This is a genomic window from Pseudomonas gozinkensis, from assembly GCF_014863585.1.
Lineage (GTDB): Bacteria > Pseudomonadota > Gammaproteobacteria > Pseudomonadales > Pseudomonadaceae > Aquipseudomonas > Aquipseudomonas gozinkensis.
Genome location: NZ_CP062253.1, coordinates 1,305,172 through 1,331,466 on the forward strand (window position 1 = coordinate 1,305,172; position 26,295 = coordinate 1,331,466).

At 61.2% G+C, this 26,295-nt stretch carries 22 protein-coding genes; 7 read left to right on the forward strand and 15 right to left on the reverse strand.

The window, feature by feature from the left end:
- The first annotated feature begins 9 nt into the window (after window positions 1–9).
- The gene (locus IHQ43_RS05725) at window positions 10–792 is read left to right on the forward strand and encodes a class I SAM-dependent methyltransferase (RefSeq protein WP_007954738.1); all 783 of its coding nucleotides are present in this window, start codon (window positions 10–12) and stop codon (window positions 790–792) included.
- A 119-nt stretch (window positions 793–911) separates the two neighbouring features.
- Here IHQ43_RS05725 and IHQ43_RS05730 read toward each other — a convergent pair whose 3' ends face one another.
- The gene (locus tag IHQ43_RS05730; RefSeq protein WP_192563682.1) at window positions 912–1,547 is read right to left on the reverse strand and encodes a TetR/AcrR family transcriptional regulator; all 636 of its coding nucleotides are present in this window, start codon (window positions 1,545–1,547) and stop codon (window positions 912–914) included.
- 94 nt (window positions 1,548–1,641) lie between these two features.
- Here IHQ43_RS05730 and IHQ43_RS05735 point away from each other — a divergent pair, with 94 nt between their 5' ends.
- The 3 genes from IHQ43_RS05735 to IHQ43_RS05745 all read left to right on the forward strand — a co-directional run bounded on the left by IHQ43_RS05735 (window position 1,642) and on the right by IHQ43_RS05745 (window position 7,614).
- Entirely contained in the window at window positions 1,642–2,742 is a 1,101-nt protein-coding gene (locus tag IHQ43_RS05735; RefSeq protein WP_192563683.1) for an efflux RND transporter periplasmic adaptor subunit, read from the forward strand.
- A gap of 6 nt (window positions 2,743–2,748) precedes the next feature.
- Window positions 2,749–5,817 carry an efflux RND transporter permease subunit gene (locus IHQ43_RS05740; protein WP_192563684.1) on the forward strand — a complete coding sequence of 1,023 codons (3,069 nt, stop codon included), beginning with the start codon at window positions 2,749–2,751 and terminating at the stop codon, window positions 5,815–5,817.
- A 633-nt stretch (window positions 5,818–6,450) separates the two neighbouring features.
- Window positions 6,451–7,614 (forward strand): Fic family protein, encoded by a 1,164-nt coding sequence (locus tag IHQ43_RS05745; RefSeq protein ID WP_192563685.1) that lies wholly within the window; start codon window positions 6,451–6,453, stop codon window positions 7,612–7,614.
- Here IHQ43_RS05745 and IHQ43_RS05750 read toward each other — a convergent pair.
- From IHQ43_RS05750 to plsB, 3 genes are all read right to left on the reverse strand, one after another.
- Complete coding sequence (locus IHQ43_RS05750) at window positions 7,611–8,300, reverse strand: DUF4197 domain-containing protein (protein WP_192563686.1); 690 nt, start codon at window positions 8,298–8,300, stop codon at window positions 7,611–7,613. The genes IHQ43_RS05745 and IHQ43_RS05750 overlap by 4 nt on opposite strands.
- Before the next feature lie 23 nt (window positions 8,301–8,323).
- The gene (locus tag IHQ43_RS05755; protein WP_192563687.1) at window positions 8,324–8,722 is read right to left on the reverse strand and encodes a YbaY family lipoprotein; all 399 of its coding nucleotides are present in this window, start codon (window positions 8,720–8,722) and stop codon (window positions 8,324–8,326) included.
- Window positions 8,723–8,840: 118 nt separating this feature from the next.
- Window positions 8,841–11,342, reverse strand: coding sequence for a glycerol-3-phosphate 1-O-acyltransferase PlsB (gene plsB, locus IHQ43_RS05760; protein ID WP_192563688.1), 2,502 nt, complete (start codon window positions 11,340–11,342; stop codon window positions 8,841–8,843).
- A 237-nt stretch (window positions 11,343–11,579) separates the two neighbouring features.
- On the opposite strand from plsB, the gene IHQ43_RS05765 reads away from it, so the two are divergent.
- Complete coding sequence (locus IHQ43_RS05765; protein WP_007954750.1) at window positions 11,580–11,789, forward strand: cold shock domain-containing protein; 210 nt, start codon at window positions 11,580–11,582, stop codon at window positions 11,787–11,789.
- A 135-nt stretch (window positions 11,790–11,924) separates the two neighbouring features.
- Here the strand turns inward: IHQ43_RS05765 and IHQ43_RS05770 are convergent, their stop codons facing one another.
- From IHQ43_RS05770 to IHQ43_RS05785, 4 genes are all read right to left on the reverse strand, one after another.
- Window positions 11,925–12,302, reverse strand: coding sequence for a hypothetical protein (locus tag IHQ43_RS05770; protein ID WP_192563689.1), 378 nt, complete (start codon window positions 12,300–12,302; stop codon window positions 11,925–11,927).
- Window positions 12,303–12,377: 75 nt separating this feature from the next.
- Window positions 12,378–13,187, reverse strand: a complete 810-nt coding sequence (locus IHQ43_RS05775; protein WP_192563690.1) for a putative RNA methyltransferase — start codon at window positions 13,185–13,187, stop codon at window positions 12,378–12,380.
- On the reverse strand, window positions 13,187–14,338 hold the full coding sequence (dapE, locus tag IHQ43_RS05780; RefSeq protein ID WP_007954755.1) for a succinyl-diaminopimelate desuccinylase: 1,152 nt from the start codon (window positions 14,336–14,338) through the stop codon (window positions 13,187–13,189). The genes IHQ43_RS05775 and dapE overlap by 1 nt, the downstream gene beginning before the upstream one ends.
- Before the next feature lie 212 nt (window positions 14,339–14,550).
- Window positions 14,551–17,142, reverse strand: a complete 2,592-nt coding sequence (locus IHQ43_RS05785; RefSeq protein WP_192563691.1) for a glycosyltransferase — start codon at window positions 17,140–17,142, stop codon at window positions 14,551–14,553.
- A gap of 274 nt (window positions 17,143–17,416) precedes the next feature.
- On the opposite strand from IHQ43_RS05785, the gene tcdA reads away from it, so the two are divergent.
- Window positions 17,417–18,235: a tRNA cyclic N6-threonylcarbamoyladenosine(37) synthase TcdA gene (gene tcdA, locus IHQ43_RS05790; protein ID WP_192563692.1), complete on the forward strand. Its 819-nt coding sequence runs from the start codon at window positions 17,417–17,419 to the stop codon at window positions 18,233–18,235.
- Window positions 18,236–18,353: 118 nt separating this feature from the next.
- Here the strand turns inward: tcdA and IHQ43_RS05795 are convergent, their stop codons facing one another.
- The 4 genes from IHQ43_RS05795 to IHQ43_RS05810 all read right to left on the reverse strand — a co-directional run bounded on the left by IHQ43_RS05795 (window position 18,354) and on the right by IHQ43_RS05810 (window position 21,497).
- A complete protein-coding gene (locus IHQ43_RS05795; protein WP_192563693.1) occupies window positions 18,354–18,758 on the reverse strand; it encodes a SufE family protein in 405 nt (134 codons plus the stop codon).
- Window positions 18,755–19,960, reverse strand: coding sequence for an aminotransferase class V-fold PLP-dependent enzyme (locus IHQ43_RS05800; protein WP_192563694.1), 1,206 nt, complete (start codon window positions 19,958–19,960; stop codon window positions 18,755–18,757). Before IHQ43_RS05800 ends, IHQ43_RS05795 begins: the two co-directional genes overlap by 4 nt.
- A 108-nt stretch (window positions 19,961–20,068) precedes the next feature.
- Window positions 20,069–21,103: a 2,3,4,5-tetrahydropyridine-2,6-dicarboxylate N-succinyltransferase gene (dapD, locus tag IHQ43_RS05805; protein ID WP_007954762.1), complete on the reverse strand. Its 1,035-nt coding sequence runs from the start codon at window positions 21,101–21,103 to the stop codon at window positions 20,069–20,071.
- 31 nt (window positions 21,104–21,134) lie between these two features.
- Entirely contained in the window at window positions 21,135–21,497 is a 363-nt protein-coding gene (locus IHQ43_RS05810; protein ID WP_003222107.1) for an ArsC family reductase, read from the reverse strand.
- A 181-nt stretch (window positions 21,498–21,678) separates the two neighbouring features.
- Here IHQ43_RS05810 and IHQ43_RS05815 point away from each other — a divergent pair, with 181 nt between their 5' ends.
- Entirely contained in the window at window positions 21,679–23,310 is a 1,632-nt protein-coding gene (locus IHQ43_RS05815; RefSeq protein ID WP_192563695.1) for a Na+/H+ antiporter, read from the forward strand.
- A gap of 22 nt (window positions 23,311–23,332) precedes the next feature.
- On the opposite strand, the gene IHQ43_RS05820 is transcribed toward IHQ43_RS05815, so the two are convergent.
- The 3 genes from IHQ43_RS05820 to dapC all read right to left on the reverse strand — a co-directional run bounded on the left by IHQ43_RS05820 (window position 23,333) and on the right by dapC (window position 26,288).
- A complete protein-coding gene (locus IHQ43_RS05820) occupies window positions 23,333–24,007 on the reverse strand; it encodes a zinc metalloprotease (protein ID WP_192563696.1) in 675 nt (224 codons plus the stop codon).
- Between the two features lie 181 nt (window positions 24,008–24,188).
- The gene (locus tag IHQ43_RS05825) at window positions 24,189–24,923 is read right to left on the reverse strand and encodes a M12 family metallopeptidase (RefSeq protein WP_192563697.1); all 735 of its coding nucleotides are present in this window, start codon (window positions 24,921–24,923) and stop codon (window positions 24,189–24,191) included.
- Window positions 24,924–25,088: 165 nt separating this feature from the next.
- On the reverse strand, window positions 25,089–26,288 hold the full coding sequence (gene dapC, locus IHQ43_RS05830) for a succinyldiaminopimelate transaminase (RefSeq protein WP_192563698.1): 1,200 nt from the start codon (window positions 26,286–26,288) through the stop codon (window positions 25,089–25,091).
- Window positions 26,289–26,295: the final 7 nt, after the last annotated feature.

Consider the following 26,295-nt stretch of genomic DNA (forward strand, 5'->3'; position numbering starts at 1 on the left):
GTGTTTTCCATGATTGAGCAACCCGCGGCCTGCCGCATCCATGTCGAGGCCCTCGGCCCGACGTTCGAAGCGCAGGCCGAGCAGTGGGCGCAGCGCCTGAACCTGCCGTTGCAGGTGGCTGACGGCGAGTTTGCCCTGCAGGTCGGCGAGCAGGGTTTGCAGCTGCAACAACTGGGACCGGATGCGCCGGGCCCGGTGCGGGTCGACTTCGTCGAGGGCGGCGCGGCCCATCGCCGGCTGTACGGCGGCGGCAGCGGGCAGATGATCGCCAAGGCGGTCGGCATCGCACAGGGCGTGCGTCCACGGGTGCTGGATGCGACGGCGGGGCTCGGGAAAGATGCGTTCGTGCTGGCCAGTCTCGGTTGCGAGATGAGCCTGATCGAGCGCCAGCCATTGATCGGCGCTTTGCTGGAGGATGGTCTGGCCCGCGCGGCGGAAGACTTCGATGTGGCGCCGATCGTGGCGCGGATGAAGCTGCTCAAGGGCAACTCCATCGAGGTGATGCGCAATTGGGAGGGCGAGCCGCCGCAGGTGATCTACCTCGACCCGATGTTCCCGCACCGTGAGAAAACCGCGCTGGTGAAGAAGGAAATGCGCCTGTTCCGTCCGTTGGTGGGTGATGATCCGGATGCACCGGCCTTGCTCGAAGCGGCGTTGGCACTGGCCACGCATCGGGTGGTGGTCAAGCGACCGCGCAAGGCGCCGTGCATCGAAGGGCCGAAACCGAGTCATGCGCTGGATGGCAAATCCAGCCGCTATGACATTTACCCGAAGAAAGCGCTCAAGGCCTGAGATCGAGTCGTCCCCAATCGCTGGCAAGCCAGCTCCCACAGGTTCAGTGGTGTGCACACAATCCCGATCATGTGGGAGCTGGCTTGCCAGCGATAGCGTCAGAACAGACACCGCAGAAACTAGGGGCGATAGGCCCGCATGAACAGCTCGATCACTTCCTGCACATGACTTTCCGCCGCCTCGCCGGTCAGCGGCTCACCGCAGCCGTACAACAGGCGGAAATTCCCGGCGCCCTTGATCAGGCAAAAGAAGTGCTCGGCGGCGTTGTGCGGGTTGTCGATGCTCAGCACGCCGGTTTCGTGAATACGCCGCAGCAAACGTTCCATGCCTTGCACCATGCGCTGCGGGCCGGCCTCGAAGAAGATCAGCGACAGCTTCGGATCCTGACTGCCCAGCGCCATGATCAGGCGATGCAGGTTCACCGATTCATCGCTGTTGATCAGGTGGTGAAAGCCTCGCGCAATGTTCAGCAACACATTTTCCACCGCGATGCCGTCCGGCAATTCGAAGAACAGCGGGGGTAATTGTTCCTCGCATTTGGCCACCACGGCGGCAGAGAACAGCGTCTCCTTGTCGTTGAAATGGCTATAGACCGTCAGCTTCGACACACCAGCCTCGCTGGCCACCGCGTCCATGCTGGTGTTGGCATAGCCATGACTCAGAAACAGGATTTTCGCCGCCTCGAGAATCGCCTGGCGCTTGGCCGGATCCTTCGGTCGGCCAGGGCCGTTTGGAGTGGAAAGATTGTTCGACATTCTGCGCTTTTAATACTGGACTGGTGAGTTTGCTATTAATAACATACCGGCCAGTATAATTATTCCAAGCCTCCTTAGCGAAAGGTCCTTCACCATGTTCCGCCATGCGTTGTCCTTTGCGGTGCCAGTCAGTCTGGCGTTTTTATTGTCGGCGTGTGACAAGGAAGAGGTGACGCAAGTCAGCGTGCGACCGGCCATGGTGGTGCAGCCAGAGCCTTCGGCGCAGGCGATGGAAAGTTATCCGGGCGAGGTTCGCGCTCGCTATGAACCCGATCTGGCGTTCCGCATCGGCGGCAAAGTCAGCCGACGACTGGTCGATGAAGGTCAGCGCGTGAAGGCCGATCAACCGCTCGCCGAACTCGACCCGCAGGACGTACGCCTGCAACTGGAAGCGACCCGGGCCCAGGTCGCGGCGGCCGAAGCCAACCTGAACCTGGTGCGCGCCGAGCGTGACCGCTACAAGACCCTGATGGAACGGCAGATGGTCAGCCGCTCGGCCTATGACAATGCCGAGAACCTCTACCGCTCCGGCGAAGCCCGCCTCAAACAGATCAAAGCCGAATTCAACGTCTCGACCAATCAGGCCAGTTACGCCGTGCTGCGCGCGCCCCAGGATGGCGTGGTGGCCAAGCGTTCGGTGGAAGTCGGGCAAGTGGTCGCCGCCGGGCAAACTGTTTTCACCCTCGCTACCGATGGCGAGCGTGAAGTGCTGATCAGCCTGCCGGAGCAGAGCTTCGGCCGCTTCAAGGTCGGCCAGCCGGTGTCGGTGGAGCTGTGGACGCAACAGAACCAACGCTTCGCCGGGCAGATCCGCGAGCTGTCGCCGGCCGCCGATCCGAAATCCCGGACCTTCGCCGCACGCATTTCATTCACCTCCGGCAAGGTCCCGGCAGAACTGGGCCAGAGCGCCCGGGTATTCGTGCAGACCGCCGACGTCATCCCGCTGTCGGTACCGCTCTCGGCGCTGACGGCCGAAAACGGCGCGACCTACGTCTGGGTCGTCAGCGCCAACAACACGTTGAAAAAGACCCCGGTGCGCACCGGCCCGTTCGGTGAGAAAACCGTGCCGGTGCTCGAAGGCCTGAACGCCAGCGACTGGGTGGTCGCCGCCGGCGTCCACGTGTTGCTGGAAGGGCAGCAGGTGCGTCCGGTGGATCGCTCCAACCGCGTGGTCAATCTGGCGGACAAGGAGTAATCCCCGATGGGTTTCAATCTTTCCGCCTGGGCACTGCGCAATCGCCAGATCGTACTGTTCCTGATGCTTCTGCTGGCGATCGTCGGCGCCTTGTCCTACACCAAGCTCGGCCAGAGCGAAGACCCGCCGTTCACCTTCAAGGCCATGGTCATCCAGACTCGCTGGCCGGGCGCCACGGCGCAGGAAGTCTCGCGCCAGGTCACGGAGCGCATCGAAAAGAAACTGATGGAAACCGGCGAATACGAGCGCATTGTCTCGTTCTCGCGCCCCGGTGAATCCCAGGTCACGTTCATCGCCCGCGACTCCATGCATTCGGTGGAGATTCCGGACCTCTGGTATCAGGTGCGCAAGAAGGTCAGCGACATTCGCCAGACCTTGCCGCCGGGGATTCAGGGGCCGTTTTTCAACGATGAGTTCGGTACCACCTTCGGCAACATCTATGCGCTGACCGGCGACGGTTTCGACTATGCCGTGCTCAAGGATTACGCCGACCGCATCCAGATCCAGCTGCAACGGGTCAAGGACGTGGGCAAGGTCGACCTGCTCGGCTTGCAGGACGAGAAAATCTGGGTCGAGCTGTCCAACGTCAAACTCGCCACGCTCGGTTTGCCATTGGCGGCGGTTCAGCAGGCGCTGGAAGAACAGAACGCGGTGTCCACCGCCGGCTTCTTCGAAACCGGCAGTGAGCGATTGCAGCTACGGGTTTCGGGGAATTTTCAGACGGTCGACGAGATCAAGAACTTCCCGATCCGGGTCGGTGATCGTACGTTCCGCATCTCCGATGTCGCCGACGTGCGACGCGGTTTCAACGATCCTCCAGCGCCGCGCATGCGCTTCATGGGCGAAGACGCCATCGGTCTTGCGGTGGCGATGAAGGACGGCGGCGACATTCTGGTGCTGGGCAAGGCCCTGGAAATCGAGTTCGCCCGGATCCAGAAAAACCTGCCGGCCGGCATGCAGTTGCGCAAGGTCTCCGACCAGCCTGCAGCAGTGAAAACCGGCGTGGGCGAGTTCGTCCAGGTGCTGGTCGAAGCGCTGGCCATCGTGTTGCTGGTGAGTTTCTTCTCCCTCGGCGTGCGCACCGGCATGGTGGTGGCGCTGACCATTCCGCTGGTGCTGGCGATGACCTTCGCCTGCATGTATTACCTTGGCATCGGCCTGCACAAGATTTCCCTCGGCGCGCTGGTGCTGGCGCTGGGCTTGCTGGTGGACGACGCGATCATCGCCGTGGAAATGATGGCGATCAAAATGGAGCAGGGCTTCGACCGGATCAAGGCTGCCAGTTATGCCTGGACCAGCACCGCGTTCCCGATGCTCACCGGTACGCTGATCACTGCCGCAGGCTTCCTGCCGATTGCCACGGCGCAGTCCGGCACCGGCGAATACACCCGCTCGATCTTCCAGGTGGTGACCATCGCCTTGCTCGCATCGTGGGTGGCGGCCGTGGTGTTCGTGCCGTATCTGGGGGAAAAACTCCTGCCGGATCTGGCGAAAATTCACGCGGCCAAACACGGCACGGCTGACGGCCAGACCGATCCCTACGGCACGCCGTTCTACCAACGGGTGCGGCGTCTGGTGGAGTGGTGCGTGCGTCGGCGCAAAACCGTGATCGTGCTTACCGTGCTGCTGTTCGTGGCGTCGGTGGCGTTGTTCCGGTTCGTGCCGCAGCAGTTCTTCCCGGCCTCCGGGCGACTGGAACTGATGGTCGATCTGAAGCTCGCCGAGGGCGCCTCGCTGGCCAATACCACCGGTGAGGTCAAACGCCTGGAGGCGATGCTCAAGGATCATGCGGGCATCGACAACTACGTCGCTTACGTCGGCACCGGTTCGCCGCGTTTCTACCTGCCGCTGGATCAACAACTGCCGGCGGCGAGCTTCGCCCAGTTCGTCGTACTGGCGAAAACCATCGAGGAACGCGAAGCGCTGCGCACGTGGCTGATCGACACCTTGAACGAGCAATTCCCGTCCCTGCGCTCGCGGGTCACGCGTCTGGAGAACGGTCCTCCGGTCGGCTATCCGGTGCAGTTCCGCGTCACTGGCGAGCACATCGAAGAAGTCCGGGCCCTGGCGCGCAAGGTCGCGGCCAAGGTGCGCGAGAACCCGCATGTGGTGAACGTGCATCTGGACTGGGAAGAGCCGAGCAAGGTCGTGTACCTGAACATCGATCAGGATCGCGCCCGTGCCTTGGGCGTGAGCACGGCGAATCTGGCGAAATTCCTCCAGAGTTCGCTGACCGGCTCCAGCGTCAGCCAGTACCGCGAGGACAACGAACTGATCGAAATCCTCCTGCGCGGCACCGTGCACGAGCGCACCGAACTGTCGTTGCTGCCGAGTCTTGCGGTGCCGACCGATAACGGTCGCAGCGTCGCACTGTCGCAGATTGCCACGCTGGAATATGGCTTCGAGGAAGGCATCATCTGGCACCGCAATCGTCTGCCGAACGTGACCGTGCGCGCGGACATCTACGGCAAGGAGCAGCCGGCGACGCTGGTGAAGCAGATCATGCCGACGCTCGACCCGATCCGTGCCGAATTGCCGGACGGCTATCTGCTGGATGTCGGCGGTACGGTGGAGGATTCGGAGCGTGGGCAGAAGTCGGTGAACGCCGGGGTGCCGATGTTCATTGTCGTGGTGCTGACGTTGCTGATGGTGCAGTTGCGCAGTTTTTCGCGCACGGCGATGGTGTTTCTGACAGCGCCGCTGGGGTTGATCGGGGTGACGCTGTTTCTGCTGGTGTTCCGTCAGCCGTTCGGGTTTGTGGCGATGCTCGGGACCATCGCGCTGTCGGGGATGATCATGCGTAACTCGGTGATTCTGGTGGACCAGATCGAGCAGGATATTGCGGCGGGGCTCAAGCCCTGGCAGGCGATTATCGAGGCGACCGTGCGGCGGTTCAGGCCGATTGTGTTGACGGCGCTGGCGGCGGTGCTGGCGATGATTCCGCTTTCTCGTAGTGTGTTTTTCGGGCCGATGGCGGTGGCGATCATGGGGGGGTTGATTGTTGCTACGGCTTTGACGCTTTTGTTTTTGCCGGCGTTGTATGCGGCTTGGTTCAGGGTTCGCAAGGAGTCCTGAAATTTTTTGAGCGTGGCGGCCTTTGGGCCGGCCAGGCTCTTGGGGTTTTGGGTGAATATCCGTTTCTGCGGGGGTTGCCGCTGGCGGTTTCGCCCTTACGGCGAGTCCCTTTGGCAAACGCCCCAAAGGAACCAAAGGTCTGGGCCCCGGCGTTCGGCCCCTCGCTGGGGCTCGGGGTTCCTTCGTTCCGGGATTCATCCGGGGGCATCGCCTCCGGTTTGCTTCGCTGCACCTCCTCTCGATGTGTTCGACTTCGTCGAACGGCGCTGCGCGCCTACCCCCGGATAAATCCCTCCACTCAGCCGGCCGAAGGGGCCGGCACGTCAAAAGCGTTACTCGAGCTAACGCTCATTGTGTTGAGTGGTGAGAAGCGCATCGGAGTGTAGGTTTTGCGCTTTTCTGTGGGAGCGAGCTTGCTCGCGAAGGCGGCCTGTCTGCCGACCATGCTCTATGGGTTGGACTCAATCTTGTCGGAGCTGGCCTGCTAGCGATGGCAGCCTGACAACTGAGCAAAACAATGGTGTAGGACTCTGTGTCGCCTCCTACAAGTTTTCAGACCGCTCCGATATTGAGTCGCTGTGTTGGCGGTGCTGTACTCGAGGCTGTTTTTCAGCCTTGTTTGAGCCAGCTTTGATGAAGAAACCGCCGGTATTGAAGGGTCGGGCCGATCCGGTCTTTGAGTTGTTGATGCGCGCGCCTCACAAGCAGCGTCTGGCGGATTATCTTGCGTTGCTCAAGCCGCTGGATGATCAGGGGCGGTATCTGCCTTTTGAGGATTTGCGGTATCGCTGGGCCAGTGGGCTGGATTCGCGTTTGTGTTGGGCGTTGGTCAAGAAGGCGCGGGTCGCTCAGTACATTCATCTTCTGCCTTTGGGGGAGCCGGCGCAGTGGGGGAAGTTTGTGCCGACGCCCACCGCGCAGAAGGCCCTTTCAGTGGTTGATCGGCAAACCACGACAGCGTCGCTGGAGTACATGACCAGCCAGATAGGCGAGCGGGCGCATTTCAGTTATTTGCTTAACGATCTGATCGAGGATGAGGCGATCAGCAGCAGTCAGCTGGAGGGCGCCGCGATCACCACTCGTGTTGCCAAGGACATGCTCAAGCAACGGCGTCAGCCGCGTACGCCGGATGAGCGGATGGTCATGGGTAATTACCGGATGATGAATTTCGCCTGGGAAAAACGTTACGAGCCATTGAGCGTGGAGTTGATAGCGTCAATCCATCGAGTTGGTGTCGAGGGCATTGATGACGAGCAGTACGCCCCGGGGCTTTTCAGGACCAACGATGAAGTGGTGGTGCAGGACGGCGAAGGGAATACCGTACACACGCCACCGCCTGCCGCCGGATTGGTGAGGCGACTGGATTTGATCTCGCAGTGGATCAATCAACCACAGGGTTCACCTCGGCAAAAAAACTACCTGCATCCGCTGATCAAGGCGATCACGCTGCACTTTGCCCTGGGTTACGAACATCCGTTTCGCGACGGCAACGGGCGGGTCGCCAGGGCGCTGTTTTACTGGTTCATGTTCAAGCAGGATTTTTCGGCCTTCCGCTATATCGCGATCAGTCTTTTACTGCGCAACGCGCCGGTGAAGTACGGGCGGTCGTATTTGCACAGCGAAGCCGATGAGCTCGATCTGACGTACTTCATCGAGTTTCAGTGTTCGGTGATTCTGCGGGCGGTGGAGGAGTTTACCGATGTGTATCGCAAGAGTGTGGCGTACAGCGATATTGGACGGCGGAACGGATTGAATAACGGGAGTGAGACAGCTCACTCCCGTGTCGTGTCGGTTTAGAGCGTACCAAACACTTTTTTCGCCAGACTCGTCGCCGCAGCGGCCGGGTTCTTGCGGAGGGTTTCTTCCTGTTTGCCGATCATTTCGAACAGGCCGTTGAGCGCTTGTTCGGTCACGTAACTTTCGATGTTGGCGCTCTTTGCATCCACCACGCCGAAGGTTGCGGCCTGGCCGGCAAAGGCGTTGTACTTCTGGGCTACGCCGACTTTGTCGGTTGCCTGTTTGACGATAGGCAGGAATTTGGTGCGGATCTGTTCGCGGCTGGATTTGTCCAGGTATTGGGTGGCGGAGTCGTTGCCGCCGCTGAGGATACCTTTGGCGTCTTCCACGCTCATTTTCTTCACGGCATCAACGAGGATCGGCTGGGCCTGGGTGACGGCGGTTTCCGCGGCCTTGTTCATGGCGGTTTCCAGTTCGTCGACCTGGGCGCCCATGCCAAAGGCTTTCATCTTGCCGGCGACTTTGCCGAGTTTGCCCGGCAGTTCGATCTTCACGTCCGGGTTGTTGCTGAAGCCGCCCGGGGTGCCGAGTTGTTTGACGGCCAGTTGCGCGCCCTGGGTCAGGGCATCCTTGAGGCCGCCGGTGGCATCGCCTTGCGACAGGTCGCTAAGGGACAGGGCCAGTGCGTTGGCGGAGATCATCAGGCCCGCGCACAGGCCGGCGAAGCGAAGGGTAGGGCGGAGCATGAAAGCTTCCTTGTTCAAAAGAATTAGCGGGCGGCGTCGACGCGGATCTTCAGTGGCTGCGGATCCTTGCCATCGAGCTGCACGGCATGGTTTTCGGTGGTGATGAACATCAGCTCGCCGTTGACTTCGATGCGTGCGCTGACCGAGTAGCGGTGGCCGGGTTTGACCTGGGCCGGATCGTAACTCAAGTGAAACGGCAGCGGCACCTGGCCTTTGACCGGGCCTTTCTGTTCGTCGAGCACCACGGCCGGAGCATCGGCCAGCGAGACGTCCTGCAGGCTTACGCTCAAGGTTGCGCTTGGCGGCAGGGCGATGCGTTGCAGGTAGAACACTTCGCCGTCCAGGCTGACCTTGCCGGCCGGTGAGGTCGACTGGCAGGCGCTGAGCAGGGTGGCGGCGGCAAGTAGTGTGATTTTTTTCATCGGACGTTCTCCTTTTCAATGTGGGAGCGAGCTTGCTCGCGAAGGCGGTGTGTCAGTCGACATTGACATTGACTGAAGCTACGCCTTCGCGAGCAAGCTCGCTCCCACAGGGTTTGCATCAGGTCTCGGGCTGGGCGGCGGGCTGATCGGCCGCATCTTCACTGCGATGCAGTGCCACCTGACGGATCGACAGGCGAATCTCCGCCGGCAATACGCGTTTGGCCGCGCCTTCGGCCAGTTCGCCGAGCAGTTCGTGGTAGCTCAACTTGCCGGCTTCGTCGCGGCGCAGTACGTCGAGGTCGAGCATTGTCTGGATGAAATGGCGGAACAGGCTCTTGTCGAAGAATTCCGGCGCGTTGAGGCCATGCAGGATCGACAGGCGCTGGGCCATGACCGTGCACAGGTCTTCCAGTTCTTCGGCGCTGATGCTGTTCTGGCCGCTGTTGAGCAGCAGGGAAACGGTCATGTAGAAGCGTTGCAGGGTCTGGGCGATGCTCTTCGACAGCAGGGTCAGCAGCACGAAGTGCCGCGAGCTCGGCGCCGGGCGCAGGTACACGTCTTTCTCGAAACGCAGCAGGCCTTGTTCGACGAACGCTTCCAGCCACTGATCGATCACTGCATCCAGTTCGTCCAGGGACCAGCGGATGAACAGTTCCGATTGCAGGTACGGATACAGCGCGCGGGTGTAGCGCAGGATCTGCTCGCGGCTCATGCGCGATGCACTCTGGAAGAAACTCGCCAACAGCGCCGGCAAGGCGAAGATGTGCAGCACGTTGTTGCGGTAGTAGGTCATCAGGACGGCGTTCTGCTCGTCCAGGTACAGAATCTTGCCCAGCGCATCGTTCTGCTCGGACAGCAGATCCATGTCCTTCACGTGTTCGATCAGCGCCCGGCCATCGCCTTCCGGCAAGGTGGTGTGCGGCGAGTACGGGACCTTGCGCAGCAACGCCAGATACAGATCCAGCACCCGCGCCATGGCGCGATCGTCGAGCGCCAGTCGAGTGGTCGACAGCAGCGCCAGCGCCACCAGGTTGACAGGGTTGATCGCCGCCGCTTCGTTCAGGTGCTGGGCGACTTTCTCGCCGAGGCGGTTGGTTGTTTCGTTGAGCCAGGCCGGTTTGTATTGCGGGCCCAGGTCCTGCTGGCGCCAGTCCGGCTGTTCGCTGTCGAGGAATTCCGCGAGTTTGATCGGCTCGCCGAAGTTCACCGCCACCTGGCCGAAACGCTGCTTGAGCGCGCCGATGACTTTGAAGATGTCGAAGATCGATTCTTTCTTCTTGCTCGCGCCACGCAGTTCGCCGAGGTAAGTGCGGCCTTCGAGCACGCGCTCATAACCGATGTACACCGGCACGAATACGATCGGCATCCGCGAGGAGCGCAGGAAGCTGCGCATCGTGATCGCGAGCATCCCGGTTTTCGGTTGCAGCATGCGGCCGGTACGCGAGCGACCGCCCTCGACGAAATATTCGACCGGGAAACCTTTGGTGAACAGGGTGTGCAGGTATTCGTTGAACACCGAGGTGTACAGCGGATTACCCTTGAATGTGCGGCGCATGAAGAACGCACCGCCACGGCGCAGCAGGCTGCCGATCACCGGCATGTTCAGGTTGATCCCGGCGGCGATGTGCGGCGGGGTCAGGCCGTTGCGAAACAGCAAGTACGACAGCAGCAGGTAGTCGATGTGGCTGCGGTGGCACGGCACGTAGATCACTTCGTGACCCTGGGCGACCTTCTGCACGCCTTCGATGTGGTTGACCTTGATCCCGTCGTAGATCTTGTTCCAGAACCAGCTCAGCACCACTTCCAGAAAGCGGATCGCGGTGTAGGTGTAGTCCGAGGCGATCTCGTTGCCGTAGCGCAGGGCCTGGGCCTTGGCTTTTTCCGGGGAGATGTTTTCGCGCTCGGCTTCGTCGAGGATCGCTTGCTTGACCAGCGGCTGGTTGAGCAGGCCTTTGACCAGGTTGCGCCGGTGGGAAATGTCCGGGCCGATCACCGCAGCTTTCAGATTGCGGAAGTGCACCCGCAGGATCCGCTGGGCCATGCGCACGGTGCGTTCGTGGCCCTTGTTGTGTTCGATCAGCTCGCGCAGGTGGATCGGTGCGGAGAATTGCACACGGGTCTTGCGGCCCAGAATCATGATGCTCAGCAGACGGCGCAGGCGTCCGGTGACGGCCCAGCTGTCGGCGAACAGCAATTTCCACGGGCTGTTTTCGCTGTCCGGCGACTGGCCCCAGAACACACTGACGGGAATGATCTGCGCGTCTTCGGCAGCATTCTGGCTGAGGGCGCTGACCAGGCGGGTCAGGGTCGGTGGTGCGCCGCGCTTGTCCTGGCGGCCGAGCCAGTCCGGGTCCGGCGTCAGGTAGAAGAACGCCGCCGGTTCGATCAGCGAACCCACGGACACCGGCAGCACCGGGCGTGGCAGGCCGGCCTTGGTGCACTCGGTGTCGACCACCGCCAGATCGGTCAGCGATGGGTTTTGCAGGACGTAGAACACCGGACGACTGCGGTCGAGGTTGAGGGTGAACGACGACTGGTTGATCGTCTCGGAGCGAACCCAGAGATACAACAGTCGGCGCAAGGTGCCAAACACAAGACGGCGGAACGGGGAACGGGTCATACGGCTTCTGCGTGAGTGGATAAACCGAGCGTTTGCTCGGGCGGTCGACAGTTTGCCGTATTGGGCGAAAATCGGCAAAAAAGCGGCGAAGTAATCTCCTGTTGAGAGTTTTGCCGCCTGTCATATACTCGGCGATCTGTCGCCGGGGCCCTTTTATGGACGTCGGACGCAGGCTGACGTTCCTCAAAGGCTTTCCTGCGAAAAGCCTGTTCAATAATAAAAAAGGAGTATGAACAGATGGCAACACGTGAAACCGGCAACGTTAAGTGGTTCAACGACGCCAAGGGCTACGGCTTCATTCAGCGCGAAGACGGGGTGGACGTGTTCGTGCACTACCGCGCGATCCGTGGCGAAGGCCACCGTTCGCTGACCGAGGGTCAGCAGGTTGAGTATGCGGTGGTGGAAGGGCAGAAGGGGTTGCAGGCTGAAGACGTTGTAGGTCTGTAACGCAAATCTTCAGAACACCAAAAACACTGTGGGAGCGAGCTTGCTCGCGATGGGGCCCTTTCAGTCAACATTGATGTTGAATGTCCGACCGCAATCGCGAGCAAGCTCGCTCCCACAGGTTTTGTGCATTGTCTGTTACGCAGTTTTCCAGGTGATCTCTTCTTCACCGTCTTCGCTGATACGAATCCAGCGATCCGCCGTTTCCTCACCTTCTTCTTCGACCCACGTCCCCGGCGCGCAGCGCACTTCGACGTTCAGCGCGGCAAAGGCTGCGCGGGCGCAGGCGATGTCGTCGTCCCATGGGGTCGCATCGCTTTCCAGGTACAGGCTGTTCCACTTGCCCACGGCTTTTGGCAGCCAGGTCACCGGGATGTTGCCGGCCTTGCATTTCCAGGTCTGGCCTTTCTGTACCCAGTCGCTGCACGGGCCGAGGGCGGCGCCCAACCAGGCGGAAATGGCCTTGTGGTCGACGTCGGCGTCTTTCAGGTAAATCTCGATGTCCGGTTGGCGCATGGATATCCTCACTGCGGGTCTGAAAAATCCATTCGCGGATTTAGCCGGCCCCGGGTCGTTGCCCGAGACCAAAAGTTATTGAAGAACGAAATAATCGTAGCGCATCGAGACGGTGGTCACGAACGGCTCGGGCTGTTCGATGACCGCCGCGCGGCGTTCGGCACTGGCGCGCCAGCCGTGGGGTGTCATCGCCAGCAGGTTGGCGCGATCCTCAGGCTTGTCCAGCGTCAGTTTGAATTCGAGGGTTTCACTGTGCGCCAGCGCCATGCCTTCCGGCACCAGGGCCAGGTGCTTGTCGTCGGTGTATTCGCGCACTTCGTCGTACAGGCTTTCGCGCAGTTCCATCAGGTGGCCGCTGGTCGGGCCGACTTTCATCAGACCGCCGCCAACGCTGAGCAGGCGCTTGGCTTCTTCCCAGTCCAGTGGACTGAAAACGCTGGCGAGAAACTGGCAGCTGCCCGACGCCAACGGCACGCGGGCCATGCTGGCGATCAACCAGGTCAGCGCCGGATTGCGTTTGCAGGCGCGTTTGACGGCCTCCTTCGAGATGTCCAGCGCGTAGCCATCGGCATCCGGCAAGGCTTCAGCGATCTGCGCGGTGTAGTAACCCTCGCCACAACCGATATCGACCCAACGGGCCGGCGCATAACTCGCCGCCAGCTCCGCCAGACGCTTGGCCACCGGCGCATAGTGGCCGGCGTTCAGGAAGTCGCGGCGAGCCTCGACCATCGCCTGATTGTCGCCGGGGTCGCGGCTGTTCTTGTGCTGCACCGGCAGCAGGTTCAGGTAACCCTGCCGCGCGCGGTCGAAGCGGTGGCCAGCGGGGCAGACCACGCCGTTGTCCACCGCGTTCAGCGGTTCACTGCAGATCGGACACGCCAGCATCAGGCGAGCAACTTGATCAGGGTCTGGTAGTAGATCTCGGTCAGCACGTCGAGATCGGCCGCCAGCACGCGCTCGTTGACCTGGTGGATGGTCGCGTTGACCGGGCCCAGTTCAACAACCTGAGTGCCCATGGTCGCGATGAAACGACCGTCGGAGGTGCCGCCGCTGGTGGACGCCTTGGTTTCGCGACCGGTGATCTGCTTGATGCTCGATGACACTGCGTCGAGCAGCGCGCCCGGCTCGGTGAGGAACGGCAGACCGGACAGCGCCCAGTCGATGTGCCAGTCCAGACCGTGCTTGTCGAGGATGTCGGCGACGCGTTTCTGCAGGCCTTCGACCGTCGATTCCGTGGAGAAGCGGAAGTTGAACAACGCCACCAGGTCGCCCGGAATCACGTTGGTCGCGCCGGTGCCGGAGTTGACGTTGGAAATCTGGAAACTGGTTGGCGGGAAGAAGTCGTTGCCGTGATCCCAGTGCTCTGCAGCCAGCTCGGCGAGGGCCGGGGCGGCGAGGTGGATCGGGTTCTTCGCCAGGTGCGGATAGGCCACGTGGCCCTGCACGCCGCGCACGGTCAGCTTGGCGCCGAGGGAGCCGCGGCGACCGTTCTTGACCACGTCACCCACCAGCGTGGTGCTCGACGGCTCGCCGACGATGCACCAGTCCAGACGCTCGTTACGGGCGGCCAGACGCTCGACCACGGCCTTGGTGCCGTGATGCGCCGGGCCTTCTTCGTCGCTGGTGATCAGGAACGCGACCTTGCCCTTGTGATCCGGGTAGTCGGCGACAAAACGCTCGGCCGCTACGGTCATCGAGGCCAGGCTGCCTTTCATGTCTGCCGCGCCACGGCCGCAGAGCATGCCATGCTCATCGATCACCGCGTTGAACGGGTCGATCTGCCAGGCGGTCACCGGGCCGGTCGGCACCACGTCGGTGTGGCCGGCGAAGCACAGTACCGGGCCGTCGCCTTTGCCGTGAGTCGCCCAGAAGTTATCCACATCTTCGATGCGCATCGGTTCCAGCTGGAAACCGGCATCGCCCAGGCGCTGCATCATCTGCTTCTGGCAATCGGCGTCGACCGGCGTCACGGACGGACGGCGGATCAGATCGATGGCGAGTTGGAGGGTCGGCGAAAGGTCGGCGTGGGCCGTCATGGAAAACTCCGGATGCTGTAAATGTGGGAGCGAGCCTGCTCGCGATGATGATGTCCTGTTCAACATAAATGTTGAATGTGACGGACTCATCGCGAGCAAGCTCGCTCCCACAGGTCTAGGGGCAGGCCATAGGGGCCTTGGCCCTGCAAAATGGCGGTTATCTTAAAGCAAAACGGCGACCATTGGCCGCCGTTTAGTGCATCGGGAAGGATTTAGACGGCCGGTGCCGGTTCAGGCGCCGGCGCCGGTTTTGGCAGCGACGACAGGAACGCCATGATCAGCGCCGCCACGTACGGCAGCGACTGCACCAACAGCATGGTCACCCAGAAGCGCATGTCGTTGCTCGGAATGCCTTGCACCAGGTAGATACCCAGCGCCGCGCCCCACAACAGCAGCATGATGAACAGCTCTTCCCGGGCCTCGGAAATCGCCACCCAGAAGCCATGGTTGTCGGCGTTTTTCGGGGTGCGGAAGAACGGAATGCTGCTGGTGAAGAAGCCGTACAGCACCGCTTTGGCGATGGTGTGCGACAACGCCAGGCCGGCCAGTGCCGCGCAGAACGCATCCTTGAGGTTCACGCCCACGGCGCGACGGTAGAGGAAGATGATCTTGCCGACCTTGAACACAAACAGCGCCAGCGGCGGGATTGCGAAAATCAGCAGCGGCGGATCGACCCTTTGCGGCACGATAATCATCGCCGCCGACCACAGCAGTGCGCCGACAGTGAAGAAGATGTTCATGCCGTCCGCCACCCATGGCAACCAGCCTGCGAGGAAGTGGTAACGCTGGCCGCGAGTCAGCTCGGTGTCCTTGCCGCGCAGCAGGCTGCGAGTGTGGCGCTTGATGATCTGGATTGCACCGTAGGCCCAGCGGAAACGCTGCTTCTTGAAGTCGATGAAGGTGTCCGGCATCAGACCCTTGCCGTAACTGTCGTGGTAATACGCCGCCGACAGGCCTTTCTCGAATACCCGCAGACCGAGCTCGGCGTCTTCACAGATGCACCAGTCGGCCCAGCCCAGTTCTTCCAGAACCGAACGGCGGGTCATGGTCATGGTGCCGTGCTGGATGATCGCGTCGCGGTCGTTGCGGGTGACCATGCCGATGTGGAAGAAGCCTTTGTATTCGGCGTAGCAGAGCTTCTTGAAGGTGCTTTCATTCTGGTCGCGGTAATCCTGTGGCGACTGCACCACGGCGATTTTCGGGTCGGCGAAGTGCGGCACCATGTGCTTGAGCCAGTTCGGGTGCACGCAGTAGTCGGAGTCGATCACTGCAATCACTTCGGCGTCCTTGGCGGTGTGCGGGATCAGGTAGTTCAGCGCGCCGCCCTTGAAACCGGCCAGGGGCGAGACGTGGAAGAACTTGAAGCGCGGGCCGAGGGTTTCGCAGTAGTCGCGCACCGGTTCCCAGACCGCCGGGTCCTTGGTGTTGTTGTCGATGATCAGGACTTCGAAGTCCGGATAGTCGAGGTTGGCCAGGGCGTTGAGGGTCTGTTTGACCATCTCCGGCGGCTCGTTGTAGCAAGGCACGTGGATCGAGACTTTCGGGCGGTAATCAGAATCGCCGACCACTGGCAGGAATTCACGGCGACGCTTGTGAATCCACACCGCCTCGGCCAGTTCGTGGGCCTCGGTCAACAATACGATGAACACCCCGAGCGCCCCGAGCGCCAGCAGGAAACCCACCGTCAGGCTGAACCACGTGCTGTATTGCAGGCTGTAGTCGTAACCGATCCACACCAGCACCGAACCGCACAGGAACGCAATAAAGGTCAGGAAGATCCGGCCACGCTGGCGCAGGGCCGAGCCGTCGATCATCAGCAACGTCAGCGACAGCAGCGCCAGCACCACCGAACCGACCGCCAGCACGCGCCATTGCGGGATCGCTACTACCGGGCCTTCGAAGTTGAATTTCTGCTGGCGCGCGGCGTTGAACACGCCCCAGTAAGCGCCGACCGAACCTTCGTCACTCGCCTTCCACGGCTGGTCAAACGCTTCGATCACGAAGTAGTTGAAGCCCTGGCGGTTGAGTTTGTTGACCAGCGTGCGCAGGTAGATCGCCTGATCCGCCGGCGACGCATCGGCGCCACCGCGCATGCGGCCGTTGCTCGGCCAGCCCACTTCGGACAGCAGCAGCGGTTTTTTCGGGAACATCTTTTTCAGATCGCGGGCGCGGTCGAAAACGAACTGCCCGGCCTTGTCCACCGGAATGAATTCCCAGTACGGCAGTACGTGCGCGGCGATCAGGTCGACGTGCTTGGCCAGTTCCGGGTGCTCTTCCCAGACGTGCCATTGCTCGGAGGTGGTCACCGGTACTTTGACGGCCGCACGCACGCGGTCGAGCAGCACGCTGAGTTGTTCGGCGGTGATTTCCTTGCGGAAGATCGCTTCGTTGCCGACCACCACGCGAACCACGCTGCGCGAGGTGTTGGCCAATTCGATGGCGCGGGTGATTTCCCGCTCGTTGCGCTCCTGGTCGGGGCTGATCCAGATCCCCAACGTCACGCGCAGGCCGAACTCTTCAGCCAGTTTCGGGATGTCCTGCAGCGAGCCGTCGACCGAGTAGATGCGGATGTTGTCCGTCAGCTTGCTCATGATCTCGAGGTCGCGGCGCATTTCATCGTCGGACGGATACTGATCCTTCTGTGGGAACTGTCCTTGCTGGAACGGTGAGTAGGAGAAACCGGAGATCTGCTCCGGCCAGTTCGGCGCGGAGACGGGGCGGTTGATCAGCGCCCAGAAACCGGTGAACAGGGCGGCGATTGCCAGAACCACCACCAGGTTGAGTCCAAATTTACGCGATGACATAGCTGTGTCGGGTTCCAAAGGCTGTGGAACGAAGGGTCGGCTGGTTGACGCCAAGAGGGCGCGCATCCTACACCGGCAGTTCGCCGAGTCCTACAAGAGACAGGGAAATGCCGGACGTTGGGCAATCCAACCTGACTTAAGTTCTTTCGTTTCAGCGTGTAAGACAAATCTTTGTTGCGTGCAGCTTTAATTAAAGCAGGCGCGTTCGCCGTTCATAGCGCAAAGATGCTCTTGGCCGCCGACGGCCCTATAATGCGCGCCGGTTTTTAGGGTAATGGTCATGAGTACAGAAGATCCGCGGTTTGCAGGCATCGCCCGTTTGTATGGCATCGAGGGCCTCGAGCGCCTGCGTGCCGCCCATGTGGCGATTGTCGGCGTTGGCGGCGTCGGTTCCTGGGCGGCGGAAGCCATGGCCCGTTGCGGGGTGGGCGAGATTTCGCTGTTCGACCTCGACGACGTCTGCGTCAGTAACGCCAACCGCCAGTTGCATGCGCTGGACACTACCGTCGGCAAGCCCAAGGTCGAGGTAATGGCCGAGCGTCTGCGCGGGATCAACCCGGACTGCAAGGTGCACGCGGTGGCGGACTTCGTCACCCGCGACACCATGGCCGAATACATCACGCCGAACATCGATTGCGTGATCGACTGCATCGACGCGGTCAACGCCAAGGCGGCGCTGATCGCCTGGTGCAAACGGCGCAAGATCCAGATCATCACCACCGGTGGTGCTGGCGGGCAGATCGACCCGACGCTGATTCAGGTCTGCGACCTCAACCGCACCTTCAACGATCCACTGGCCTCGAAAGTGCGCTCCACACTGCGTCGCGACTACGGCTTCTCGCGCACCGTGACCCGCCACTACAGCGTCCCGTGCGTGTTCTCCACCGAGCAACTGCGCTATCCGAAACCGGATGGCAGCATTTGCCTGCAGAAGAGTTTTGTCGGCGACGGCGTGAAGCTGGACTGCGCCGGCGGGTTTGGCGCGGTGATGATGGTGACGGCGACGTTCGGCATGGTCGCGGCGACCAAGGCGGTGGACAAGATTGTGGCGGGTGTTCGGCGCCCGGCGGATCGGGTCAAGCCACAGGCCTGACCAGTGCGGCTGATGACCTCATCGCTGGCAAGCCAGCTCCCACAGTTGATGTTCAGTGAACACACGTTCTATGTAGCACCAACTTCCAATGTGGGAGCTGGCTTGCCAGCGATGGCGGTTAGCCGGCCAGCTCATTCATCCGCTTGAGCACGGCATTCAGGCCATTGCTGCGCGACGGCGACAACTGCCGCGACAGTCCCAGCTGATTGAACCAGTCCGGCAGATCGATTTGCTGCAACTCGGCGGCCGACAAGCCGTTAACCCGCAACAGCAACAACGCCACCAACCCACGAATCATCCGCGCATCGCTGCTTGCCGCGAATTGCCAGTGGCCGTCGCGCAACTCACCGACCAGCCACACCTGACTTTCACAGCCATGCACCCGATTGGCCTCGCACTTGTCCGCATCGCTCAATGCCGGCAAACGATCCCCGAACTGCATCAACAGCCGCGCCCGTTGTTCCCAACCGGCGGTGTTCTGAAACGTTTGCAGCGCTTCGGCGGCCTCGACCGGCAGGCTCATCGCAACAACTCCAGCGCTTGATCCAGCGCTTCAAAGAATCGCTCCAGGTCTTCGGAATCGTTGTACAGCGCCAGCGACACGCGAATCGCCCCAGCCAGTTCAAAGCGCTTGAGCAGCGGCATCGCGCAGTGGTGCCCGGCACGCACGGCGATGCCCTGTTCGGTCAGCAAGTGCGCCAGATCGGCGTTGTGCACGCCTTCGACGACAAAACTGGCCAGCGCCAGTTGCGGCTTGCCCAGCAGACGAATCCCATTGCGGGCGGCGAGACCGCGCAACAGGTAATCGTGCAGTGCGGCTTCGTGGGCGGACACGGCGTCCTGATCCAACCCGGCGAGGTAGTCGAGGGTCGCGCCGAGGCCGATCACGCTGGCAATCGGCGGCGTTCCGGCTTCGAAGCCCAGCGGAGCAGGGCGGAAACGGGATTCGTGATAATTGGCTTCCAGTACCATTTCGCCGCCGAACTGCCACGGCCGCAGTTGTTCGAGCGCTGCGTTGCGCCCGAACAGCACGCCAAGGCCATCGGGGCCGTACAGCTTGTGGCTGGAAAACACATAAAAGTCGCAACCCAGCGCCTGCACATCGTGTCGACCGTGGACCACGCCTTGAGCGCCATCGACCACAGTCAGCGCGTTGTGCGCCTTGGCCATTGCCAGCAGCGCCGGCAACGGTTGCCAGGCGCCAAGCACGTTGGATAACTGACTGACCGCCAGCAGACGGGTGCGCGGGCCGATCAGGTGCACGGCGGCGGTGAGGTCGATCACGCCGTCCTCGTCCAGCGGCAGGATCACCAGTTTCAGGTCGCGACGTTGTGCCAGTTGCTGCCACGGCAGCAGATTGGCGTGATGCTCCAGGGCGCTGATGACAATTTCATCGCCCGGATGGAAAAGATGTTCCAGGCCATAGGCCAGGAGATTCAGCGCACTGGTGGCGCCGTGGGTGAAGATGATTTGCCCGCTGTCACCGGCATTCAGCCACTGGGCGACCTTCAGGCGACTGTCCTCGAACGCCTGCGTGGCGTGGGCGCCGGGCAGATGTTGCGCACGATGCACGTTGGCCGCGCCATTGGCGTAGTAATGCGCCAGCGCATCGAGCAGGGCCTGGGGTTTTTGCGTGGTGGCGGCGTTGTCCAGGTAAGTCTGGTCTTGCCGTTGCAGGGCGGCGATGGCCGGGAAATCGGCGCGCCAGGGGGAGGGAATCATCATGTGGTATACGCCTGACCCTGTGGGAGCGAGCTTGCTCGCGAAGGCGTCCTTGAGGACGCCAAAAAGCTTCGCGAGCAAGCTCGCTCCCACAGGTTATCAATGTGCTGCTTAGTTGTGAGCGTGCAGCGCTTCGTTCAGTTCGATCGCCGATTTGTGGGTTTTGCACTCCACGGCACCGGTTTCCGAATTGCGACGGAACAGCAGGTCGGTCTGACCGGCCAGCTCACGGGCCTTGACCACTTTGACCAGGTTGTTGTGCTCGTCCAGCAGCGCGACTTTGGTGCCGGCGGTCACGTACAGGCCCGACTCGACGGTGTTGCGGTCGCCCAACGGGATACCGATACCGGCGTTGGCGCCGATCAGGCAGCCTTCGCCGACCTTGATCACGATGTTGCCGCCGCCCGACAGGGTGCCCATGGTCGAGCAGCCGCCGCCCAGGTCCGAACCCTTGCCGACGAACACGCCAGCGGAGACGCGGCCTTCGATCATGCCCGGGCCTTCGGTGCCGGCGTTGAAGTTGATGAAACCTTCGTGCATCACGGTGGTGCCTTCGCCCACGTAGGCGCCCAGACGCAGACGTGCAGCGTCAGCGATACGCACGCCGGCCGGTACCACGTAGTCGGTCATTTTCGGGAACTTGTCCACCGAGAACACTTCCAGCAGCTCGCCACGCAGACGGGCTTCGAGTTGCAGCTCGGCCAGTTCGCTCAGGTCGATCGCGCCCTGGCTGGTCCAGGCAACGTTTGGCAACAGCGGGAAGATCCCGGCCAGGCTCACGCCGTGCGGCTTGACCAGGCGGTGGGACAGCAGATGCAGCTTCAGGTAAGCCTCAGGGGTCGAGGTCAGCTGAGCATCTTCGGCCAGCAGAGTGGCGACCAACGGCTTGTGGCTTTCAGCCAGACGGGTCAGCAGCTTGCCTTGTACCGCGTCGATGCCTTTCACGGCTTCAGCCAGTTGGGCGGCTTGTGCGGTGGTGAAGGTGATGGCCTGGTTGCCTTCGGTGTAGCCGAGGATCGGTGCGACAGCGGCGACCAGTTCGGCCGAAGGGTTCAACAGCGGCTGGGCGTAGAACACTTCCAGCCATGCGCCTTGACGGTTTTGGGTGCCGACGCCGAAGGCGATACTGAACAGGGAGTTGGACATGTGAATACCTCTACAAAAAGTGACGGGCTGCTTACTTGAGAGCGGCCGCGTAGATATCTGGCTTGAAGCCAATCAGGGTTCGGTCACCGAGATCGAGCACCGGGCGCTTGATCATCGAGGGTTGAGCGAGCATCAGTTCGATGGCTTTCGACTGGTCGAGATCGGCTTTGCGTTCGTCGTCGAGTTTGCGAAAGGTCGTGCCTGCGCGGTTCAACACCGTTTGCCAGCCATGCTCGTCGCACCATTGGGTCAGGTGCTCACGGTCAATGCCGGCGGTCTTGTAATCGTGGAAGTCATAGCTGACAGCGTGTTCATCGAGCCAGGTGCGCGCCTTTTTCATGGTGTCGCAGGCTTTGATGCCGAAAAGGTGCAACGTTTTGCTTGAAACGGTCAAGGAATTGCCCCCTTTACAGGTGCTGGAAAAAAATGGTGTCGGATTATGCCATGACCAGACGGTTTCGCGGCGCCGAGGTTGCTTTTGCTGAGGGGCCTGCGACATAGGTGCAACGGTCAGCCACAGCCTAAGCGGCTAATATGGCAGTTCAATGCTGTCGATTGTCCGGGATTTCCGCTTTATGCAAACTGCTTATACCGTCCTGATCCTGCTGATGCTGGTCAGTGTCTCGCGCCTGGTGGGACGGGTGATTCCACTGCCGTTGCCGCTGGTACAGATCGCTGCCGGTGCCTTGCTGGCCTGGCCGACCCTCGGCCTGCACGTGGCCCTTGATCCCGAACTGTTCCTGTTTCTGTTCCTGCCCCCGCTACTGTTTTCCGATGGCTGGCGCATGCCCAAGCGCGAATTGTGGCGCTTGCGCGGGCCGGTGCTCACGCTGGCAGTCGGGTTGGTGCTGTTTACCGTGGTCGGCGCTGGCTACTTCATTCACTGGCTGTTGCCGACGATTCCCTTGCCGGTGGCGTTTGCGCTGGCGGCGGTACTGTCGCCGACCGACGCCGTGGCGGTGTCGGCGATTTCGCAGAACCGCTTGCCGACACCGCTGATGCACATGTTGCAGGGCGAGGCGTTGATGAACGATGCCTCGGGTCTGGTGACGTTCAAGTTCGCGCTGGTCGCGGCAGTCACCGGCGCGTTTTCCCTGGCCAATGCCAGCCTGACCTTCGTGCTGGTGGCGGTCGGCGGGCTGGCGGTCGGTGTGGCACTGAGCTGGCTGGTCGGACGGCTGCGCGCCTGGATGATCGCCCGGGGCTGGGACGATCCGGCGACTCACGTGGTGTTTATGTTGCTGCTGCCATTTGCCGCTTACGTGCTGGCCGAACGGCTTGGCGCGTCGGGCATTCTCTCGGCGGTGGCGGCGGGGATGATGCAGAGCTGGCTCGATCTGCTGCCACGCCAGACCAGCACCCGCTTGCTCAACCGCAGCGTCTGGTCGTTGCTGGAGTTCGCCTTCAACGGTTTGATCTTCCTGCTGCTCGGCCTGCAACTGCCGGACATCATCAAGGCTGTGGTCAGCCACGAAACCTCGTTGTGGCCGACGCTGTTCTATCGCTGCCTCGATGTGGTGGCGATCTTCCTGGCGTTGGTGCTGTTGCGTTTCATCTGGGTGCAAAGCATCTGGCGTCTGTCGGTGCTGCTGCGCCGTCTGCGCGGCAAGGGGGATCTGACGCAAGTGCCGACCGCCCGTTCCTGCTGGTTGCTGACCGTCGGTGGCGTGCGCGGGGCGGTGACCCTGGCGGGCGTGATGTCGGTGCCGATGCTGATGGGCGGCGAGGCCTTTCCCGAGCGTGATTTGCTGATCTTTATCGCCGCCGGAGTGATTCTGTTGTCATTGGTGGCGGCGTGTATTGCGCTGCCATTGTTGTTGCGCGGCATCGAAAAGAGCCCGGACGACAAGCGTCGTCAGGAAGTGCGCGACGCCTGGCGCAAGACCGCCGAAGCGGCAATCCACGCGCTGGAGGTCGAAGAGGTCAATCCGCAGGACGCCGCGCAAGCCGCGCTGGCAGCGGAACTCAAGGCGCGGATCATGTCCGAGTACCGCCATCAGTTGGAGGTATTCAACGATTCCGCCGAAGCCCAGGCATTGGCGTTCCAGATGGATCTGCTGGAACGCCGCTTGCGCCTCAAGGCATTGCGGGCGCAGCGCCTTGAGTTGTACAGCCTCAGCCGCCAGCACCAGATTGGTGATGACGTGTTGCGTGAAGTATTGGGGGAGCTGGATTTGAGTGAGGCGAACCTGGGGCAGGTCAAATAATCGAGGCGCCCCGATCCACCGGTTACGCCGTTTCTGCAGCGGGATAGGGATAGGCCTTCGCCATGAAGGCCTTGTCTTTTTCACTGAGCGTCCGATTCAGATCAATCTTGAAATCGCCGTGAGTCCAATCCTGGCGAACGGGGTAATGCATGATCGATGTCGGATCGTAAGGCGAATAGTCGAACGAGCTCGCATCAAGCAGGTTGAAGTAGCGTTCATCGACAGACAGGCGCGCGTAATCGTCTTCATCGGCGTCTTCGGCCACGCCATGTGCGGCGTAAACCGCAGGCTTGTTCCAGGGAATGTTTGACTCCGGGTGCAGGTGCTCGTGTTCGGCCCCCAGAGCATGTCCGAACTCATGCATGACATTGGCGGCGAAGAATGCCGCTGCCCGCAGGTCCGGTGACAGCCTCATGGTCGGGTCTTGTGCTTCGATCAGCGTTGCGTTGTTGCCGATAGCAGACCAGTAAACGCCGGGATCGCTCTTGATACGGATATCCCCCGAGTCTCCCTCGACGAAATCGAACTTCAGGTTGATATGAGGCAGCCAACTGCTCGCTGCAGCTTTGACAGCGTCCTTGAACGCCTGATCGCCATTCAGAAAGGCAATGCACAATGTCTGGCCTGGCGTCCAGAAGTGAGCAGGCTTGCCGACTGCGCGTTTATTTCGATGGGTTCGGGTGACGGTTTGATTCATGTTCAAGTGTCCTTGCTTGTAAGGGAATAATTGACGTGTCCACGAATTCGATGAGTTCGGGTGGTGGTGAAGTTATTGATGATCGGGAATGTGTGAAAGTTGTTTGGTGTAAGTTGATGTTTGTGTAATTGATGTTCGTCAGGCGTTGCGCCTGACGAACTGTGTTGTTTTGAGTTGCGGTTTATTTCGGATAAAGCAGTTTCATCAATTGTTTGTCTTTTTTACTGATCTTGCGGTTTGTCGAGACTTCCCATTTGCCGATGGTCAAATCGTTCGATACAGGGTGGTGCATGATCGATCGCCTGTCGTAGTTCGTATAAATCGCATCCAGCGTATCGAAGGACGCAAACAGGTTGCGGTCGACCTGTTCGCGGGTCAGCGGATTCATTTCCCGATTCCGGTAAAACTCGTACACCTTGGGTTTGTCCCACGGAATATTGGCTTGAGGGTGCTGATGTTCATGCAGCGCTCCCAGCGCATGGCCGAACTCGTGGATCACGATGGTCTCGAAGTCGGCATGTTCCGGTTTGACGCCCAGGTTCATCGTTGGATGGTCGGGATGAATCAACAGCGCATCGGTGCCGAGCATCGAGCTGTTGTTATTGTTCCGGGTGGCGATACGGATATCACCTTTCAGATCGTCGACGAATTCAAACTTGAGGTTGATATGGGGCAGCCATTTACACGCGGCGTTGATAATTGCGGTTTTATGGTTGGCGTCGGGTGCATCCAGGAAAGCAATCTTTAAAGTTCGGCCATTTGCCCAGAGTTTCGAATAATTGACCACGGAGCGTTTGCGGCGTGAACCCGGTGCGCTTTGCGGACCTGCATTCGCCGGATTTTCGTTGATGGCTACCGAGTAAGCGGCCTGATCGTCAGGCCATTGAATCAGTTGGCAATCCAGAAGTTCGTTCATTGTTCACTTCTTCCATGAAGTTAAAGTTGGCATTCATTGATGCGCAGCGAATGGCGCAACTCAAGACTAACGTCTGGCCGATGGGGGAGTGCGGTAGAAACAGGAGGGGAACTGTTACGTGATATTGACACCCGTGCCGGATTGCCCGGCACGGGCATTCAGGCATTACTTGCGACGCAGGATGAAGTCGCGAATACGCTCGGCCGCTTCGACACACTCGGCCAGTGGTGCAACCAGTGCCATCCGCACGCGCCCGGCACCCGGATTGACGCCATCGACGTCGCGCGACAGGTAAGAGCCCGGCACGACGGTCACGTGTTCTTCGGTAAACAGGTCCCGGCAGAATGCGGCGTCGTCACCTTGCACGTTCGGCCACAGATAGAAGCTGCCATCCGGACGCTGCACGTCCATCACCGGGCTAAGGATCGCCAGCACGGCGTCGAACTTCTCGCGATACAGCGCGCGGTTGGCGCGTACATGGACTTCGTCATTCCACGCAGCAACGCTGGCCAGTTGGGTCTGAACCGGCATCGCGCAGCCGTGGTAGGTGCGGTACAGCAGAAAACCCTTGAGGATGTCGGCATCGCCGGCGACGAAACCGGAGCGCAGGCCCGGCAGGTTCGAACGCTTGGACAGGCTGTGGAACACCACGCAACGCTTGAAGTCCTTGCGGCCCAGTTCGGCGCAGGCGCTGAGCAGGCCCGGCGGCGGGGTCTGTTCGTCGAAGTACAGCTCGCTGTAGCACTCGTCGGCGGCGATCACGAAGTCGTATTCGTCGGCCAGGGCGATCAGCTTTTTCAGCACGTCGACCGGAATCAGCGCGCCGGTCGGGTTGCCCGGCGAGCAGAGGAACAGGATCTGGCAGCGTTTCCAGATGTCCGGCGATACCGCGTCGAAGTCCGGGTTGAAGCCGTTCCCGTCCAGGCATGGCAGGTAGTGCGGCTTGGCGCCGGCGAGGAATGCCGCGCCTTCGTAGATCTGATAGAACGGGTTCGGGCTGACCACCAGCGCGTCGTCGCCACGGTTGACCACGGTCTGAGTGAAGGCGAACAGCGCTTCACGGGTGCCGTTGACCGGCAGCACGTTGCGCGCCGGGTCGATCCAGCTGCTCGGCACGTTGAAGCGACGCTCGCACCATGCGGCGATGGCTTCGCGCAGGGCCGGGATGCCGAGGGTGGTCGGGTACACCGCCATCTGATCCAGATTGTTGGCCAGCGCCTCGGCGACAAAACTCGGCGAGCGATGCTTCGGTTCGCCGATGGACAGCGCGATCGGGCGCTTGTCCGGGTTTGGCGTGACGCTGCCGAGCAGGGCGCGGAGCTTTTCGAACGGGTAGGGCTGAAGCTGGGACAGAGCGTTGTTCATGAGGGCC